This is a genomic window from Chitinophaga sp. (assembly GCF_036566945.1).
Lineage (GTDB): Bacteria > Bacteroidota > Bacteroidia > Chitinophagales > Chitinophagaceae > Chitinophaga.
Genome location: NZ_DATCVJ010001016.1, coordinates 1 through 17,070, shown reverse-complemented (window position 1 = coordinate 17,070; position 17,070 = coordinate 1). Strand labels below are relative to the sequence as shown.

The following is a 17,070-nucleotide window of genomic DNA, read 5'->3' as shown; positions in this document are numbered from 1 at the left end:
TACACGCCTTAGTAAAACTATATATATTACATTTTATATAAATATAAAAAATAAGCATATGGGACGAGACACTGTTTTGCCTCCATAGTGGCGAATTTCCCTGAGAATTGCAAGCCCTTAATGATCAATCGATTTTATTTGGAAATGATTTAAAAACAATAGATTTTTTTTGGTGGCTATCTAAAAAAAGTTATTTTTGTCAGGCATTCATCAAATCTTAACTTTTTATTAACCTGTAACTGTTCCGACTCTATGTCAATGCGCCAACTTAAAATCACTAAATCCATTACCAACAGGGAGTCTCAATCCCTGGAAAAGTATTTACAGGAGATTGGGAAAGTGGATTTAATTACGCCGGAAGAAGAGGTAAACCTGGCTATCCGGATCAAGCAGGGCGATCAGAGAGCGTTGGAGAAGCTTACTAAAGCCAATCTTCGCTTTGTGGTATCCGTTGCGAAACAGTATCAGAACCAGGGGCTGTCGCTCAGTGACCTGATCAACGAGGGGAACCTCGGGTTAATTAAAGCTGCTCAACGTTTTGATGAAACGCGCGGTTTTAAATTCATTTCCTACGCCGTATGGTGGATCCGTCAGTCTATCTTGCAGGCCCTGGCCGAACAATCCAGAATTGTTCGTTTACCACTCAACAAAGTGGGCCTGAGCAACAAGATCAGCAAAGCGTATTCCCAGCTGGAACAGGAATATGAAAGAGAACCATCTCCCGATGAACTCGCTACCATTCTGGAAATTAATACAGAGGAAGTGGAAGCCACCCTTGGTGTTGCTGCCCGCCACGTATCCATGGATGCACCGTTTATTGACGGAGAAGACAATTCCCTGCTCGACGTACTGGAGAACCCGAACGCCGTTAGCGCCGACGAAGAACTGGATCATCATGATTCACTCCGCCGCGAAATAGAACGTTCCCTCTCTACTTTAACAGATCGCCAGAAAGACGTGATCATGCTGTACTTCGGCATCGCCGTTGAACATCCCATGTCACTCGAAGATATCGGCGAAAAATTTGGCCTGACCCGCGAACGCGTTCGTCAGATCAAAGACAAAGCCATCACTAAGCTTAGAACTACCTCCAGAAGTAAATTGCTCCGCAATTACCTGGGATAGCGAATGTTGTCTTACTCAGGATTACACTGACTTATCCTGACTTTTTTAGTTGATTTTGTAAAGATTTTATAAAGATTAGCGAAGACAGATGCGATATCCGCAACGGTCTTCGCTAATCTTTTTTATACCCAAAAAGAAAAAATCAAAACAATCAGTGTAATCAGTATAATCCTGAGTAAGACAAATTCCGCCAAAAAAATATACTTTTGCAGTCCGTTTAAAATACCAACAATGTTTGAATCATTATCAGAGAGACTCGATTCCGCGTTTAAGCAGCTTAAAGGGGAAGGCCGGATTTCCGAAATAAATATAGCCACTACTGTTAAAGAGATCCGTCGTGCATTGGTAGATGCGGATGTGAACTATAAAATAGCCAAGGAATTTACTGATAAGGTAAAGGATAAAGCGCTGGGAGAGAAGGTATTAACTTCTATTTCTCCGGGACAGCTGATGGTGAAAATCGTGAAGGATGAACTGGCGGAACTGATGGGTGGTACCGAGGCTGAATTTGACCTCAAATCCAATCCTACTGTAGTCCTGATAGCAGGTTTACAGGGTTCCGGTAAAACTACCTTCTCTGGTAAACTGGCCAGTTTCCTTAAAACCAAGAAAAACAGAAAGTCTTTACTGGTAGCAGCAGATATTTATCGCCCTGCGGCGATTGATCAGCTGAAAGTACTGGGAGAGCAGATCGGCGTAGAAGTATATAGCGAACCAGAAAATAAAAATGCGGTTCAGATTGCTGAAAATGCCATCAAACATGCAAAAGCCAACAGTTTTAACGTTATTATCATAGATACTGCCGGCCGTTTGGCGGTAGACGAAGCGATGATGACGGAAGTAGCGGCCGTGAAAGCAGCTGTGAAACCGCAGGAAATCCTGTTTGTAGTGGATTCCATGACCGGCCAGGATGCGGTAAACACCGCCAAAGCGTTTAACGAACGCCTGGACTTTACCGGGGTGGTACTGACCAAACTGGATGGTGATACCCGCGGTGGTGCGGCCCTGACGATCAAGTACACGGTAGAAAAGCCCATCAAGTTTGTGAGCATGGGCGAAAAACTCGATACCCTCGATGTTTTCTACCCTGAACGTATGGCGCAGCGTATCCTGGGAATGGGTGATATCACTACCCTGGTAGAACGTGCACAAGAGCAGTTTAACGAAGAACAGGCCAAGAAGCTGGAAAAGAAAATCCGCCAGAATCAGTTCGATTTTGACGATTTTAAGGAGCAGTTACAGCAGATCAAAAAAATGGGTAACCTGAAAGATCTGATGGGCATGATCCCGGGAGTAGGGAAGGCAGTAAAAGACCTGGACATCAGCGATGATGCTTTTAAGGGCATTGAGGCCATGATCAACTCCATGACGAAGGCTGAGCGTGCCGACCCCGATATGATCGACGGAAGCCGCCGCAAACGCATTGCAAAAGGAGCCGGAAAAGACATTCAGGATGTCAATCAGTTCATGAAGCAGTTTGAACAAATGCGCCAGATGATGAAGATGATGAATAAATTTGGCGGTGGTGGTAAGGGTTTGAAGGGAATGGTGAGATAACAAGATCAGATTGACATAAATTTTTTTTGCAAATATCAACTTACTGATTACATTTGCATCCCTAATTAAACAATATTTCCTAACTCGCAAAAAATAACTCGACTTATTTATGCCAGTAAAAATCAGACTGCAGAGACATGGCGCGAAAAAAAGGCCTTTCTATTTTATCGTAGTAGCCGACGCACGCGCACCAAGAGATGGTAAATTCATCCAGAAAATTGGTACTTACAATCCTTTAACAGTTCCAGCTTCCATCAACATCGATACCGAAAAGGCATTGCGTTGGTTGCAGAAAGGTGCACAACCTACTGACACTGTTAGAAGAATCTTGTCATTCAAAGGTGTATTGTATTTGAAACACCTGTTAAGAGGTGTTACTTTGAACCTGTTCGACGAGCCTACTGCTTACCAAAAGTTCGCACAATGGCAAGCTGAGCACGAACAAAAAGTTTCTGCCCGCCGCGACGGTCACAAAAAAGCACGGATTGCTGCTCCAATCGTAAGAAAGGTAGAAGACGTTCCAGCTGCTCCAGCGACTGAAGCACCAGCAGCAGAAGGAGAAGGTACAGAAGCATAAAACGGCAACGTTTTAACAATACCTGAAAAAGGAAATATTTGCAACCGCAAATATTTCCTTTTTTAATTTTTGTTCGAAGTAAAGATGTAGCTAACAGCTAAAAGCGATATCCCTTGGTAACTCGCTAAGGCCTAACAGCTAAAAGCTACCAGTATGAGTAATTATTTTAGTATCGGGAAGCTCGCATCAGCGCATGGCTTGCAGGGAGACCTGGTTTTAAGGCATAGCCTGGGCAAAAAGTCTTCTCTGAAGGGGGTAACCGTTATTTTCCTTCAGGAGCGGAAAAACAGCTTTATTCCCTACTTTATCCAGCAGGTAACGGTAAAGGACAGCGAAAGTGTATATATCAAGCTGGAAGGCATTGATACCAAAGAAGCCGCTCATAAGCTGATGCCGGCACAGGTATTTCTGCAGGAAGATGACTTTAAACAACAAACTGCGTCCTCAGCTCCCCTGGCTTTACTGGGGTATGCCGTGGAAGATCAGCAATATGGCCCGCTGGGCACTATTGAAGAAGTGATCGAGATGCCCATGCAGGTACTCGTGAAAGTATTCATTAAGGGCAAGGAAGCCCTATTACCGGTCAATGAACAGTCATTGGTGAAGGTAGACAAGAAGAATCAGACCGTGCACCTGAATCTGCCGGATGGTTTGATTGAACTGTACACCGGGTAGCTGTTGGCTATTAGCAGTCCGCCACTGGTGACCCGCTAAGGATTAACTACTAACAGCTAACCGCTAAAAGCTAAAATAAGCAATGCGAATCGATATCATCACTGTATTACCGGAACTGCTGGAAAGCCCGTTGTCTCATTCTATCATGAAAAGAGCACAGGCCAAAGGTTTACTGGAAATACATGTACATCCGCTCAGGCAGTATTCCAGCCTCAAACACAGCCAGGTAGACGACTACCAGTTTGGCGGTGGCGCAGGCATGGTCATGATGCTGGAGCCTATTGTAAATGCGATTGAGTCGCTTCAGGCAAAGGTGCAGTACGATGAAGTGATTTATCTCACGCCTGATGGCGAAACACTGAATCAGAAAATGGCCAACCAGCTGTCGCTGAAAGGCAATTTGCTGATGCTGTGCGGGCACTATAAGGGCATAGATCAGCGTATCCGCGATCATTTTATCACGAAAGAGATCTCCATCGGCGATTATGTGCTGAGTGGGGGAGAACTGGGAGCAGCTGTATTGGTAGATGCTATTGGCCGCCTGTTACCAGGGGTGCTGAATAACGAAACCAGTGCCTTAACCGACTCTTTTCAGGATAATTTGCTGGCGCCGCCGGTGTATACCCGGCCAGAAGAATTTCGTGGCAGGAAAGTACCGGATATCCTTTTGAGCGGTGATCACAAAAAAATCGATGAATGGCGACACCAGGAATCGGTAGAAAGAACAAAACAACGCAGGCCCGACCTGTTATAACTTAATGATACATAGGTCATATAGATCGCTTTACCATTTGAACAGCATAATTTCTTGATTTTTAATTTGGTAAATGCTATTTCTTGACTTACTTTTGCACTCCCATAAATATTTGAAAGATGAACGCAATTTCGTTTGTTCACGAACAACTGACAGCTAACAAACAGTACCCGAAGTTTAAAGCAGGCGACAACGTCACTGTCAACTATAAAATCGTGGAAGGTAATAAAGAAAGGATTCAGTCCTTTAAAGGTGATGTGTTGAAAATCCAGGGTACAGGATCCACAACGTCTTTCACTGTTAGAAAAATTTCTGATGGCATTGGTGTGGAAAGACTGTTTCCGCTTTACTCTCCTCATATCGATGGTATCGTGTTGAACAAGGTGGGTAAGGTAAGAAGAGCTAAGCTTTACTACCTGCGCGAACGTGCTGGTAAGAAAGCCCGTATCAAAGAAAAAAGGGTTTAGTATAAATACAGGGAAATTTGTTAAAAGCGGGACCTTACCGGTGCCGCTTTTTTCGTGTGCTTAAAATGCTATTAAAACTCAGGCCGGATATGGCAAAGGGGTGAAAAAGCCGATTATATGCTCTATCTTTGTTGCCTGAACAATATAAACATTTGAGAAGATGACTGCTGTTTTTGTTAAATCATCATTTTTGATTCTTCAGGATATAGGAATGTCCGAGCTGCTTTTGATTGCTGTAGTAGTATTGCTGCTTTTTGGAGGCAAAAAAATTCCTGAATTGATGCGTGGCCTGGGTAAAGGCATCCGTGAATTCAATGACGCCAAGAATAATGTGCGCCAGGAAATAGAAGAAGGTATGAAAGATAAGCCTGTTGCACCTTCTGCGCCTGCAACCACAGATGCGCCGCATACAACAAGCACCGTAATATCGGACGCTACACAACAACACAACGGGCAGTAATCAACCGACTCCTAAGAAGAGTGTGTTCCTGATTTAGTTTAATTTTTAACTGGTTTAGTCTTGTCTGAATTCAGCAGTATAATTACTTTCCATAAAGCATTATACGCCGGCAGCACAAGCTGTACGGAGCGGGTACGTTATTACCTCAACCGTATAGCCCAGCTAAAACATTTGAATGCCTTCCTGGAAGTGTATGAGGAGGAGGCCCTGGAAAAGGCACGTGAGCTCGATATCCGCATTAAAAACGGAGAAAAGCTGGGTGCGCTTGCAGGAGTGGTGGTGGGTATTAAAGATGTAATCTGCTATAAAGGCCATAATGTAAGTGCCGCTTCCCATATACTGGAAGGGTTTACATCCCTGTTTTCCGCTACCGCCGTTGAAAGACTGCTGGCAGCGGATGCTATTATCATTGGTAATCTTAACTGCGATGAATTCGCCATGGGGTCTACCAACGAAAATTCTGCTTTCGGACCTACCCTGAATGCCCTGGATAATACCCGTGTACCGGGTGGTTCCTCCGGCGGTTCAGCAGTAGCAGTACAGGCAGATTTGTGCCAGGTAAGCCTGGGTAGTGATACGGGCGGTTCTGTTCGCCAACCGGCGGATTTTTGCGGTATAGTTGGGCTAAAGCCTACCTATGGCCGTATTTCGCGTTATGGGCTCATCGCTTACGCTTCATCATTTGATCAGATTGGCATTTTTGGCAAGGATATTGCCGATGTGGCGTCTGTTCTACAGGTGATCGCAGGACCGGATGAGTTTGATAGTACCGCGTCACAAAAAGAAGTCCCTGACTATAAGGAAAACCTGGAGAACAATAAATCGTTCAAATTTGCGTATTTAAGAGATGCCCAGTACCACGATGGTCTGGACGCAGAAATGAAAGATGGCTATATTGATTTCTTTGAAAGTTTGCAGTCTCTCGGTCATACGGTATCAGGAAAGAGTTTTGAGTACCTTGACCATGTAGTTCCAGCCTATTATGTGCTCACTACAGCAGAAGCATCCTCCAATTTATCCCGCTTTGACGGGGTAAAATATGGACACAGAACCCCGGAGAAAAACCTGGATCTCACCGAATTTTACAAAAAAAGTAGATCAGAAGGATTTGGAAAAGAGGTAAAACGTCGTATATTACTGGGGACTTTTGTGCTGAGTGCGGGCTATTATGACGCATACTATACTAAGGCACAACAGGTTAGGCGTCTTGTAACAGACAAACTCAACGATATATTAGAAGAATACGACGCCATTTTAATGCCAACTGTGCCATCCACAGCATTTAAATTAGGGGAAAAAACAGATGACCCCATAGCTATGTACCTGGCTGATATTTATACGGTACTGGCAAATCTGGCAGGGGTTCCGGCTATATCCGTTCCCTTGTGCCGGCATTCAAACGGAATGCCATATGGTGTACAGATCATCACAAAGAAGTTTAGCGAAGCAAACTTGCTACGTATAGCCCATCAGGTGATGGCTAAGGAGCAGGTTACTGTTGTTTAAAATAAATTGTATGAGAAAAATCTTTTTACTACTGCTGTTGCCAGCAACAAGTTTAGTGAGTGTGAGTGCGAAGGGAGGCAATAGCAATCCTAAAGAGACGGTGTATCCCATTGGAGCGCCTGATACTTCTGTACTGAAATTGAATCACAAGGTACGTTTACCGAAGGATACTGTACAGGCATCACCGACCTCCATAGCTGTGAAGAAAGCTGCACAAAGTCTGCCTAATACTATTCGCAGTGCGAAAGTATATGAACAGATCAATAATAACCTGGTGGCCGGTTATGTAAATAACTACGCTACCCGGTATAGTCAGCATTTACAAATCATGATTGATAAAGGCCAACCTTATTTCAACATGATTGAAAAAGTGTTCCGTGATAATGGTATCCCGGAGGAAATGAAATACCTCGCGGTAATTGAATCCAGCTTTAACACCAATGCCCGCTCCAGAGTGGGTGCTGTAGGCGCCTGGCAATTTATGGCCGGTACTGCCCGCATCTTTGGCTTAAGCGTGGGTAAAAAAGTAGACGAAAGAAAAGATTTCTATAAATCTACCCTGGCAGCTGCGCAGTTCCTGAATCAACTGTATGCACAGTTTGATGACTGGTTGCTCGTAGTAGCTGCTTACAACTGTGGGGCAGGTGGTGTACAACGCGCTATCAACGCCAGCGGACGTAAAGATTTCTGGGGCATGCAATATTTCCTGCCAGCAGAATCACGTAACCACGTATACAAATTCATCGCTACCGGTTATATCCTCGATAGGTTTAATAACTTCTTCGGTGTAAGTGATGATGTAAATCCTACTATTACGGTGAATATGCCGGCTGCAGATAATGTATCTGCACCCATCGCAAGAGGCCCGTTAACAGAAGACGAAATATTCAATACCGTTGAAATCAACGTAACCGGCAAATATCGGCTGGAAGCTATTGCCAAGAAACTGGACATGCAGGTGGCCGAGTTAGACCGCTTCAATCCTGGCTTCACTAAAGCAATGAGCAGTGCCGAAAACAACTATGACCTGCGCATCCCGAAAGAAAAGATGAAGCTGTTCATGGCGGAGAAAGAAGAAATGCTGAAAGAATCTGTGCAGCTCACACTGGATGATAAAGCAGTAGGTGTGGATAAATCTAAATTCCCACCGCCAGTGAAGATGGCAGACAAGAGCAATACAGTAGCAAAGAAAACAACGACTACTACTGCCAGAAAACATTACACTGCTAAAAAACACCACAGCACCAAAAGGCATACTTCTTCCAGGAAGGCTACTACCAAAAAGAAATAATCACCAACAACGGGTGTAACGATATAAAAAAGAGCGTGTATCTACAGATACACGCTCTTTTTTTATGCAGGTCCCGATGGACGAGGAAGGTTTTTGTATTTCTTATACCGGCATTAATTTTTTACGCTTTTCACTGAAGAGCACAAGATCCAGCAACGGCCCCGTCATAAAGGTGGTGGCCAGCGCCATCAGCACCATCATGGCAAATATTTCGGGAGACAGGATGCCCAGATCAAAACCAATATTCAGTACTACCAGCTCCATTAATCCGCGGGTATTCATCAGCGCACCGATAGATACAGATTGCCTCCAGGTTTGACCCATCAATTTTGCCGTAATCGTACTGCCCCCGAATTTACCGGCCACTGCTACCAGCATAATCATGCCGCATACCAGCCATAAGTCTCCCTGGTTTAATAACCCGATATGTGTTCTTAAACCGGTGTAAACAAAGAAAATCGGCAGCAGCAACATCACGCTTACATCTTCCAGTTTATCCGTCAGCAGTTGTTTGATATTGGTGGTAGCAGGCATGATCACGCCTGCCAGGAAAGCGCCGAATAACGCATGTATACCTATTACTTCGGCCATCCAGGCAGATATCAGGAGTACAAAAAATACCCCGGAAACAGCCGCCTTCTCTCTTCCCTTTGCCATTTGTGCCGCCGTAATGCGGGCCAGCCAGGGTCGTACCAGCAGCAGCATGATCACTACAAATACCAGTGCCAGCGAAATGGTGACCACCGCACTTAATACACCACCGGCATTTACAATGGCCACTACCACCGCCAGGATACACCAGGCAGTAATATCATCTGCGGCAGCACAGGTAATCGCCATAATACCCAGTGGGGTATGCGTTAACTTTCTTTCCTGAACAATACGGGCCAATACCGGAAATGCAGTAATACTCATTGCAATGCCCATAAATAAGGCAAAAGATAAAAAGCTAACGTTAGCAGGCGCAAAGCGGGTAAAGAGGAAATAAGCCAGCCAAACGCCCAGAAAAAAGGGTACTATGATGCTGGCATGACTGATCATCACCGCATCATGCGCCTTATTCCTGATTTTATTAAGATCGAGCTCCATGCCTACGATAAACATAAAGAAGGCCAGCCCTATCTGGCTGAGGAACTGTAAATTTTTAAGTGATTCTACCGGAAACAGGAAGCTGGAAAACGCAGGCAGGGCCCAGCCCAGCAGGGAGGGGCCAAGTAATACGCCCGCAATGATTTCACCCACCACTGCAGGTTGCTTTAGCTTATTAGCGATGATACCAAACAAACGTGCCGTGAGCATAATCGCGATAATTTGCAGCAACAACAATCCCAGCGGATGTTTGAGGTTATCCAGGTAACGCCACCAGCCCTGCACCGCCGGAGTAGCCGATACCGGCACTGCCGGAGCAATGGCATGTGAAATGGGGAGGGACTGTCCCTTCTGAAGTATAACCCAGATCAATGCGGCAAAAACACCGATGATGGCCGGGTACCATAGAAAGCGTTTGTTCATGACAGAAGAATTATGGGTTGTTTGCAAAATATAAGTAAAAGCCGAAAGCAAAAAGCTATTGTAGCGAATGATAAAAGCGAAAATTAAATTATTCATCGCTGCTGGTCATTCGCTACAATAGCTTTTTACTGTATGCCTTCTGCTTTATGCTTACTCAGAGATGGCTGCAATTCCCGGTAATTCTTTTCCTTCAAAGAATTCCAGTAATGCACCACCACCGGTAGATACGTAACTTACCTTGTCGGCAATACCGAACTGATTTACGGCAGCAACAGAGTCACCACCACCTACGAGAGAGAAAGCGCCTTTTGAAGTAGCGGTAACAATCGCATCTGCTACCCCTTTGGTACCAGCCTGGAATGCCGCCATTTCAAATACGCCCATAGGACCATTCCACAAAATAGTGTTGGAAGCAGCGATCGTTTCTGCAAACAGCGCTATAGACTTAGGACCTATGTCGAGTCCCATCCATCCCGCAGGGATGTTATCATTGGACACTTCCTGTGTATTGGCATCTGCCGCAAACTTATCAGCAGCAATAGAATCAACGGGGAGTATCAGCTGCACACCTTTTGCCTTTGCTTTTTCCACCAGTTCATTCGCCAGGTCCAGCTTATCATTTTCGCACAGGGAGCCACCAATTTCTTTGCCTTGTGCCTTCAGGAAAGTATAAGCCATACCACCACCAATAATGAGGTTGTTGGCACGATCCATCAGGGTTTCAATGATCAGGATTTTATCACTCACCTTAGCACCACCCAGGATAGCGGTGAACGGAGATTTAGCGTCATTGAGTACCTTCTGCGCACTGTTTACTTCTGCTTCCATCAACAAACCAAACATACGGTTTTCTGGTGCATAGTATTGTGCAATAACCGCAGTAGAGGCGTGTGCACGGTGTGCAGTACCAAATGCGTCATTTACATATACATTACCCAGTTTAGAGAGTTGTTCTGCAAAAGCGGCATCGCCTTTTTCTTCTGCTTTGTGGAAACGCAGGTTTTCCAGTAACAGTACTTCGCCCATCTGCAGTTCAGCTGCTGCTTTTTCAGCCACCGGACCTACACAGTCTTCCGCAAACTTTACGGTAACGCCGTCTAATAAAGAAACGAGGTGGAATACCAGGTGTCTTAAAGAATATTTATCAGTAGGACCATCTTTCGGACGACCCAGGTGAGACATCAGGATAACGGCGCCACCATCTTTCAATATTTTCTGGATGGTAGGTACCGCCGCGCGCATGCGGGTATCATCGGTGATTTCAAATTTATCGTTCAGGGGAACGTTGAAATCCACACGAATCAAGGCTTTGCGGCCATTGAAATTATAGTTAGAGAATTTGCTCATATGTATCAATTTAAGATAACGAGAAAGGGTATCATTAAAAAACCGCGGTACCAACAGCACAAAGCGAGTATACAACCAAAAATTTCTGGCCAATTGCTGCTATGGTGTAGTCCCGCGGAAATTTAAAGACTCCCGGTTTGTGCCGGGAGTACTTCGTATAATTATTTGCTGATCAGACCGGCAAAGTACTTAACAGTACGCACCAGTTGTGATACATAGCTCATTTCGTTATCGTACCAGGATACGGTTTTAACCATCTGGTGCTCACCTACAGTCAGTACTCTGGTTTGAGTAGCATCAAACAAGGAACCGAAGTGGATACCGATGACATCAGCGCTAACAATTTCATCTTCAGTATAACCGAAAGATTCGTTGGAAGCAGCTTTCATGGCAGCGTTAACTTCTTCAACAGTTACTTTTTTGTTGAGGATGGTAGTCAGCTCAGTTAAAGAACCTGTGATAGTAGGAACACGTTGTGCGCTACCATCCAGTTTACCTTTCAGTTCAGGCAGTACCAGTCCGATTGCTTTTGCAGCACCGGTACTGTTAGGTACGATGTTAGCAGCAGCAGCACGGGCACGGCGCAGGTCACCTTTTGGATGTGGAGCATCCAGGGTGTTCTGGTCGTTGGTGTAAGCGTGTACAGTAGTCATTAAACCAGTAGCAATGCCATAGCTATCCTGCAGTACCTTAGCCATAGGAGCTAAACAGTTAGTGGTGCAGGAAGCACAGGAGATAACAGTTTCGCTGCCATCCAGGATAGTGTGGTTAACATTGAAAACAATTGTTTTCAGATCACCGGTAGCGGGAGCCGAAATTACAACACGTTTCGCACCGGCAGTGATGTGAGCAGCAGCTTTATCCCTGTCAGCAAAGAAACCAGTACATTCGATTACTACATCGATGTCATGCTCTTTCCATGGAATTTGAGACGGATCTCTCTGTGCATATATTTTCACATCTTCACCGTTCACATTGATTGCGCTTTCAGAATGCTTAACGTCTGCATCGAATCTACCCTGTGCTGAATCGTATTTCAGCAAATGCGCCAGCACGTTAGGGCTGGTGAGGTCATTGATAGCTACCACATCAATGCCGGGCATTTTGTAAATCTGGCGGTATACCAAACGGCCAATACGACCGAAACCATTAATACCAATTTTGAGAGTAGTTCCCATTTTACATCGTGATTTGAGTATGAAAAAATCGAGAGCGAATTTACAACCAATACCCTTATTAATCAATATAAATTTAGGTTATGAAAATATTTTTTTGGAAATATAAAATAACATCCTACATTTGCAATCCGAAAATGATGCGCCGCGTTGGTCAAGGGGTTAAGACGCCTCCCTTTCACGGAGGAGTCACGGGTTCGATTCCCGTACGTGGTACAAGAGAGAATATCTCAAAAAACAAGCAACCGCACTTACACAAGTGCGGTTTTTTTGTGCCCGGAAATATCGCTGTTTATTATCCCCTCTTTTTTTGATGTATTCAATATCCCCCCAGGAGCTCGCCCCATTCTGACCGGAGAATGAAATCGTTTGGTTACTTTTATATCATGAAATTATTTGGACCCATTTTAGAAGAGGCATTACAAAGCAATAGCCAGTATAAAAAGCTGCCTGCCGACACTGTTTTGGTGCAATCCAATAGTTATATCCGTGCTATCCCCTTAGTCCTGTCGGGAAGCATGCGCGTGATGCGAGAGGATGAAGATGGCAGAGAAATATTGTTGTATTATATCAAACCCGGTGAAAGCTGTATTATGTCTTTTTTAGCGGGAATACATGACGATACAAGTAAGGTCAGGCTGATTGTGGAAGAGGAGGCGGAAGTATTAATGTTGCCCATAGAAAAAGCCAGCGAATGGATTAAAATTTATCCGGAATGGACCGACTTTATATTCAGACTGTATCATAAACGCTTTGAAGAATTGCTGGATGTAGTAAATGCGGTGGCATTTCAAAAACTGGATGATCGCATTGTGGAATTACTAAAGAAAAAAGCGCATGTCTATCAGTCCAGCGAGTTTAATATCACGCATCAGCAATTAGCAGAAGAACTAGGCACTACGAGAGAAGTCATTTCCCGCCTGTTGAAGCAAATGGAAAAACAGCAACTGATCAGCCTTTCAAGGAATAAGATCATTTTAAATTATCCTCTGTAACATAAGTCACCGAACTCCTGCTGACCACCTTTTACTTTTGTGTTATAAAATAACAAAGTGGAAGTAGTTGGTTATATAGCATCGGTATTCATAGGGTTGTCATTAGGACTGATCGGAGGAGGAGGCTCTATCTTAACGGTTCCTATACTCGTCTATTTCTTCGGGATAGACCCCTTAAACGCGACCACCTATTCTCTTTTTATCGTTGGGTTAACAAGTGCCGTAGGAGTGGGGAGCCATTTCCGGAAGGGAAATGTTCATTTCCCAATAGCGCTCATCTTCGGTATTCCTTCTCTGGCAGCAGTGTTTATTATGCGTAAATGGATCATGCCAGGCATACCGGATCACCTGTTGAATATTGGAGGTGTAGTACTCACCAAGTCAATGTTGCTGATGCTCGTATTTGCGGTACTCATGTTGTTGGCCGCTGTATCGATGATTGGCAGGAACCGGGAAAAGCTACATCCGAATGTACCACTACAATATAACCGCCTAATAGTCCAGGGGCTTATTGTTGGCATTGTTACCGGTTTTGTAGGTGTTGGTGGCGGTTTTCTTATTATTCCTTCTCTTGTTTTATTCGGTGGATTGTCCATGAAAAAGGCTGTTGGCACTTCGCTGCTGGTAATGACTATTAGTTCGCTCCTGGGGATACTGGGCGATATCAGCAGAAAGGTACCTTTCAACTATACTTTTTTAATCGCCTTTTCACTATTTGCTGTAGCCGGCATTACGGCGGGAAGTTATTTAACTAAATATACAAACGATGCAAAGTTGAAACCGGTCTTTGGCTGGTTTGTACTGGCGATGGGCATCTTTGTGTTGATCACCACTTTATATCATCAATAGCTATGGATTTAATCAAACAACCATGGCCCTGGTATATTGCCGGGCCATTGATCGGACTTACGGTACCGGTTTTATTATTACTCGGAAACAGGGCTTTCGGAATTTCATCGGTGCTCCGGCATACTTGTGCCGCCTGCATTCCGGCTAATATAAAATTTTTCAGGTACGACTGGAAAAAGGAAAGCTGGAATTTGTTGTTCGCATTGGGTATTATCATGGGTGGCTTTATCGCTACATTTTTATTCTCTGCTCCAGATCCGGTAAACATTAACCCGCGTACAGTTGCTTTACTGCAACAGTATGGTGTAAAGGATTTCAGCGGTATGCTACCGCAGGATGTATTCAATTTTAGTCAGCTATTTACGCTGCGTGGATTTGTTTTTATGGTGGCTGGCGGATTTTTAGTAGGATTCGGTACCCGTTACGCAGGAGGTTGTACCTCGGGACATGCTATTATGGGAATATCCTCCCTGCAGTGGCCTTCACTGGTGGCTACATGTTGTTTTATGGTGGGTGGATTTATGACCAGCTGGTTTCTTTTACCTTATTTATTGCAACTATGAAAAATATAAAATTCTTAATTGCCGGATTGTTGTTTGGTGTTGTCCTTGTTAAATCACAGGTGGTGTCCTGGTTTCGTATCCAGGAGATGTTTCATCTGCAGTCGTTTCACATGTATGGCGTTATCGGGAGCGCCATTGTAATAGGAATGATATCGATACAGGTGATCAAACGTTTTAAATTAAAAACGATCGACAAGGCATCCATTATCATTCCTGATAAAAAGTTTCATTGGGGAAATGTATATGGCGGGTTCATCTTTGGTATAGGCTGGGCGATCACCGGTGCTTGTCCGGGGCCGTTGCTGGCGCAGATGGGAAGTGGAGTCTTCGTTATTGGTATCACCTTATTAAGTGCTATAGCCGGCACCTGGGTATATGGTTTATTGCGTGAAAAATTACCTCATTAAATTATAAGTCATGGAAATTAAACAGTTTGAAGATAGTGGCTTGTCGCATTATGCTTATGCGATAACAAGTGAGTCTGCACGTGAAATAATATTGATAGACCCCGCACGGGATATTAGTCCTTATGTAGCTTATGCAAAAGAGCAACAGGCAACTATTGTTGGTGTGATAGCAACGCATCCGCATGCGGATTTTGTGAGCGGTCACCTGGAGTTACATCAGTTGACCGGCGCCACGCTTTATTGTTCTCAGTTGCTGGGCGCTACTTATCCACATCAGACCTTTGACGATGGCGATGAAATTGTTTTAGGAGATTTAAAACTTACAGCGATGAATACACCGGGACATTCGCCGGATAGCATCAGTATTTTATTAACGCATCAGGGTAGCAATAAAGCCGTTTTTACCGGAGATACCTTATTCATTGGCGATTGCGGCAGACCTGATCTGAGAGAAAATGTAGGTAATCTTACCGCAAAGCGGGAGGAACTGGCAAGACAGATGTATCATTCACTGCATGATAAACTGATGTTATTGGAAGATGAGGTATTGGTATATCCGGCGCATGGTGCAGGAACATTATGTGGTAAATCTCTCGGTAAAGAAAAACAAAGTACAATAGGTATTGAAAAAATAAATAACTGGTCATTGCAGGAAATGAGCGAAGCAGCATTCGTTCATGCGTTAAATGAAGGGCAGCCGTTTATCCCTAAATACTTTCCTTATAATGTGGAAGTGAATAAACGCGGTGCAGCTAATTTGGTGCACACCATCGCGGCAGTAAGAAGAGCACCGCAGGGAGCAATGGATGAAAATATAATGATTGTAGATACCAGGCCGGCAGCAATATTTAAAAGCAGCCATTTGCCCGGGTCGATTAATTTGCAGAACGGCGGAAAATTTGAAACCTGGCTGGGAAGTATTATCGCTCCTGCGGAGCCTTTCTACCTCGTGGCTGAAAGTGAAGAAGCACTCGATAACGTGATAGCCCGTTGTAGTAAAATTGGTTATGAAACCTTTATAGAAAATGCATTTGTATTTGAAAGTGGAAATGCAAATATGGAGATGATAGACATCGAAAATTTTACCAATAGACCACAGGATTATACTATTGTAGATATTAGAAATAACAATGAGTCTGATGAGCAACCTGTTTTTGAAAATGCATGGCGGATACCCTTGCCTGAATTGCGGGAAAAGGCCATGATTATTCCGCAAAACAAACCCATTGTAGTGCATTGTGCGGGTGGTTATCGCAGCGCGGCTGGCAGCAGTCTTATTAAATCTGCGGGTAACAAAGCGAAGGTGTTTGACCTGGGAGAAAATATTAAAAAATTTATTGAATGAAGGGTGAGATCGTTGGTGGAGAAAAGTCCCATGGTAGTACTGCAGATTTACGTAGTTATACGGCTTTAATATACAGTTTTTTAGTAGTAGGTTTGTCTTAATAATATATAGAAAAACCTAAGTTGTAGCCCATGAAAATCATATCTGCCATGCTGTACTTTCTCAGCCATCATCCGGGATGGTCTTTCCTGGTTATTTTGCTGCTTTTCACGTTGATCAGCATCTGGAGAAAAAAGACCCTGTATGCTATTCTGGCCCTCGTGCTACCCATCGCCAATATTTTTTTGGCGCATATGCTGAACGCCTGGTTTTTAAATGTCTATGGTATAAAAGGTTCCGCTATTATTACAAAAGAAGAACGAACTAATTCTACCCTTAACGACCAGTATATTTATGACTATGATGTGTTGGTGAAAACAGCTGATGGAAAAGATGTACTCACGGGGTTTTCCACGATGTCTGCCG

General features: G+C 44.1%; 17 protein-coding genes, 1 tRNA gene and 1 pseudogene. 16 read left to right on the top strand and 3 right to left on the bottom strand.

Going from position 1 to position 17,070, the window contains the following annotated elements; translation table 11 throughout:
• Nucleotides 1-258: 258 nt before the first annotated feature.
• The 9 genes and pseudogenes from VIP81_RS30470 to VIP81_RS30430 all read left to right on the top strand — a co-directional run bounded on the left by VIP81_RS30470 (nucleotide 259) and on the right by VIP81_RS30430 (nucleotide 8,412).
• A complete protein-coding gene (locus VIP81_RS30470; protein ID WP_079473598.1) occupies nucleotides 259-1,125 on the top strand; it encodes a sigma-70 family RNA polymerase sigma factor in 867 nt (288 codons plus the stop codon).
• 231 nt (nucleotides 1,126-1,356) lie between these two features.
• Nucleotides 1,357-2,682, top strand: a complete 1,326-nt coding sequence (gene ffh, locus VIP81_RS30465; protein WP_331970813.1) for a signal recognition particle protein — start codon at nucleotides 1,357-1,359, stop codon at nucleotides 2,680-2,682.
• Nucleotides 2,683-2,791: 109 nt separating this feature from the next.
• Nucleotides 2,792-3,043 (top strand): annotated as a pseudogene (rpsP, locus tag VIP81_RS33825) (30S ribosomal protein S16); the annotation flags it as partial.
• Between the two features lie 369 nt (nucleotides 3,044-3,412).
• Nucleotides 3,413-3,934 (top strand): ribosome maturation factor RimM, encoded by a 522-nt coding sequence (rimM, locus tag VIP81_RS30455; protein ID WP_331970807.1) that lies wholly within the window; start codon nucleotides 3,413-3,415, stop codon nucleotides 3,932-3,934.
• An 82-nt stretch (nucleotides 3,935-4,016) separates the two neighbouring features.
• Nucleotides 4,017-4,688, top strand: coding sequence for a tRNA (guanosine(37)-N1)-methyltransferase TrmD (gene trmD, locus VIP81_RS30450; protein ID WP_331970804.1), 672 nt, complete (start codon nucleotides 4,017-4,019; stop codon nucleotides 4,686-4,688).
• A 119-nt stretch (nucleotides 4,689-4,807) separates the two neighbouring features.
• A complete protein-coding gene (gene rplS, locus VIP81_RS30445; protein ID WP_133807268.1) occupies nucleotides 4,808-5,155 on the top strand; it encodes a 50S ribosomal protein L19 in 348 nt (115 codons plus the stop codon).
• Nucleotides 5,156-5,315: 160 nt separating this feature from the next.
• Entirely contained in the window at nucleotides 5,316-5,615 is a 300-nt protein-coding gene (locus VIP81_RS30440) for a twin-arginine translocase TatA/TatE family subunit (protein ID WP_331970799.1), read from the top strand.
• Nucleotides 5,616-5,675: 60 nt separating this feature from the next.
• Nucleotides 5,676-7,121 carry an Asp-tRNA(Asn)/Glu-tRNA(Gln) amidotransferase subunit GatA gene (gene gatA / locus VIP81_RS30435; protein WP_331970795.1) on the top strand — a complete coding sequence of 482 codons (1,446 nt, stop codon included), beginning with the start codon at nucleotides 5,676-5,678 and terminating at the stop codon, nucleotides 7,119-7,121.
• A gap of 10 nt (nucleotides 7,122-7,131) precedes the next feature.
• Nucleotides 7,132-8,412, top strand: a complete 1,281-nt coding sequence (locus tag VIP81_RS30430) for a lytic transglycosylase domain-containing protein (RefSeq protein ID WP_331970792.1) — start codon at nucleotides 7,132-7,134, stop codon at nucleotides 8,410-8,412.
• A gap of 102 nt (nucleotides 8,413-8,514) precedes the next feature.
• Here VIP81_RS30430 and VIP81_RS30425 read toward each other — a convergent pair whose 3' ends face one another.
• From VIP81_RS30425 to gap, 3 genes are all read right to left on the bottom strand, one after another.
• Nucleotides 8,515-9,924 (bottom strand): cation:proton antiporter, encoded by a 1,410-nt coding sequence (locus VIP81_RS30425; RefSeq protein WP_331970789.1) that lies wholly within the window; start codon nucleotides 9,922-9,924, stop codon nucleotides 8,515-8,517.
• A gap of 150 nt (nucleotides 9,925-10,074) precedes the next feature.
• A complete protein-coding gene (locus VIP81_RS30420) occupies nucleotides 10,075-11,271 on the bottom strand; it encodes a phosphoglycerate kinase (protein ID WP_331970786.1) in 1,197 nt (398 codons plus the stop codon).
• 161 nt (nucleotides 11,272-11,432) lie between these two features.
• Nucleotides 11,433-12,449, bottom strand: a complete 1,017-nt coding sequence (gene gap, locus VIP81_RS30415) for a type I glyceraldehyde-3-phosphate dehydrogenase (RefSeq protein WP_331970783.1) — start codon at nucleotides 12,447-12,449, stop codon at nucleotides 11,433-11,435.
• 141 nt (nucleotides 12,450-12,590) lie between these two features.
• On the opposite strand from gap, the gene VIP81_RS30410 reads away from it, so the two are divergent.
• From VIP81_RS30410 to VIP81_RS30380, 7 genes are all read left to right on the top strand, one after another.
• Nucleotides 12,591-12,662: transfer RNA gene (locus VIP81_RS30410), tRNA-Glu, on the top strand.
• A gap of 170 nt (nucleotides 12,663-12,832) precedes the next feature.
• On the top strand, nucleotides 12,833-13,441 hold the full coding sequence (locus VIP81_RS30405; RefSeq protein ID WP_331970780.1) for a Crp/Fnr family transcriptional regulator: 609 nt from the start codon (nucleotides 12,833-12,835) through the stop codon (nucleotides 13,439-13,441).
• Nucleotides 13,442-13,498: 57 nt separating this feature from the next.
• Entirely contained in the window at nucleotides 13,499-14,290 is a 792-nt protein-coding gene (locus VIP81_RS30400; protein WP_331970777.1) for a sulfite exporter TauE/SafE family protein, read from the top strand.
• Nucleotides 14,291-14,292: 2 nt separating this feature from the next.
• A complete protein-coding gene (locus VIP81_RS30395; protein WP_331970774.1) occupies nucleotides 14,293-14,853 on the top strand; it encodes a YeeE/YedE family protein in 561 nt (186 codons plus the stop codon).
• The gene (locus VIP81_RS30390; RefSeq protein ID WP_331970771.1) at nucleotides 14,850-15,260 is read left to right on the top strand and encodes a DUF6691 family protein; all 411 of its coding nucleotides are present in this window, start codon (nucleotides 14,850-14,852) and stop codon (nucleotides 15,258-15,260) included. Before VIP81_RS30395 ends, VIP81_RS30390 begins: the two co-directional genes overlap by 4 nt.
• A gap of 10 nt (nucleotides 15,261-15,270) precedes the next feature.
• Nucleotides 15,271-16,605: an MBL fold metallo-hydrolase gene (locus tag VIP81_RS30385; RefSeq protein ID WP_331970769.1), complete on the top strand. Its 1,335-nt coding sequence runs from the start codon at nucleotides 15,271-15,273 to the stop codon at nucleotides 16,603-16,605.
• 131 nt (nucleotides 16,606-16,736) lie between these two features.
• A partial coding sequence (locus tag VIP81_RS30380; RefSeq protein ID WP_331970766.1) for a hypothetical protein occupies nucleotides 16,737-17,070 on the top strand: 334 nt, incomplete at its 3' end.

Excerpts from the sequence above, each read along its gene's own strand:
- VIP81_RS30470 (WP_079473598.1), top strand. The coding sequence starts at position 259 with ATGCGCCAACTTAAAATCACTAAATCCATTACCAACAGGGAGTCTCAA.
- ffh (WP_331970813.1), top strand. The coding sequence starts at position 1,357 with ATGTTTGAATCATTATCAGAGAGACTCGATTCCGCGTTTAAGCAGCTT.
- rimM (WP_331970807.1), top strand. The coding sequence starts at position 3,413 with ATGAGTAATTATTTTAGTATCGGGAAGCTCGCATCAGCGCATGGCTTG.
- trmD (WP_331970804.1), top strand. The coding sequence starts at position 4,017 with ATGCGAATCGATATCATCACTGTATTACCGGAACTGCTGGAAAGCCCG.
- rplS (WP_133807268.1), top strand. The coding sequence starts at position 4,808 with ATGAACGCAATTTCGTTTGTTCACGAACAACTGACAGCTAACAAACAG.
- VIP81_RS30440 (WP_331970799.1), top strand. The coding sequence starts at position 5,316 with ATGACTGCTGTTTTTGTTAAATCATCATTTTTGATTCTTCAGGATATA.
- VIP81_RS30430 (WP_331970792.1), top strand. The coding sequence starts at position 7,132 with ATGAGAAAAATCTTTTTACTACTGCTGTTGCCAGCAACAAGTTTAGTG.
- VIP81_RS30425 (WP_331970789.1), bottom strand. The coding sequence starts at position 9,924 with ATGAACAAACGCTTTCTATGGTACCCGGCCATCATCGGTGTTTTTGCC.
- VIP81_RS30420 (WP_331970786.1), bottom strand. The coding sequence starts at position 11,271 with ATGAGCAAATTCTCTAACTATAATTTCAATGGCCGCAAAGCCTTGATT.
- gap (WP_331970783.1), bottom strand. The coding sequence starts at position 12,449 with ATGGGAACTACTCTCAAAATTGGTATTAATGGTTTCGGTCGTATTGGC.
- VIP81_RS30405 (WP_331970780.1), top strand. The coding sequence starts at position 12,833 with ATGAAATTATTTGGACCCATTTTAGAAGAGGCATTACAAAGCAATAGC.
- VIP81_RS30395 (WP_331970774.1), top strand. The coding sequence starts at position 14,293 with ATGGATTTAATCAAACAACCATGGCCCTGGTATATTGCCGGGCCATTG.
- VIP81_RS30390 (WP_331970771.1), top strand. The coding sequence starts at position 14,850 with ATGAAAAATATAAAATTCTTAATTGCCGGATTGTTGTTTGGTGTTGTC.
- VIP81_RS30385 (WP_331970769.1), top strand. The coding sequence starts at position 15,271 with ATGGAAATTAAACAGTTTGAAGATAGTGGCTTGTCGCATTATGCTTAT.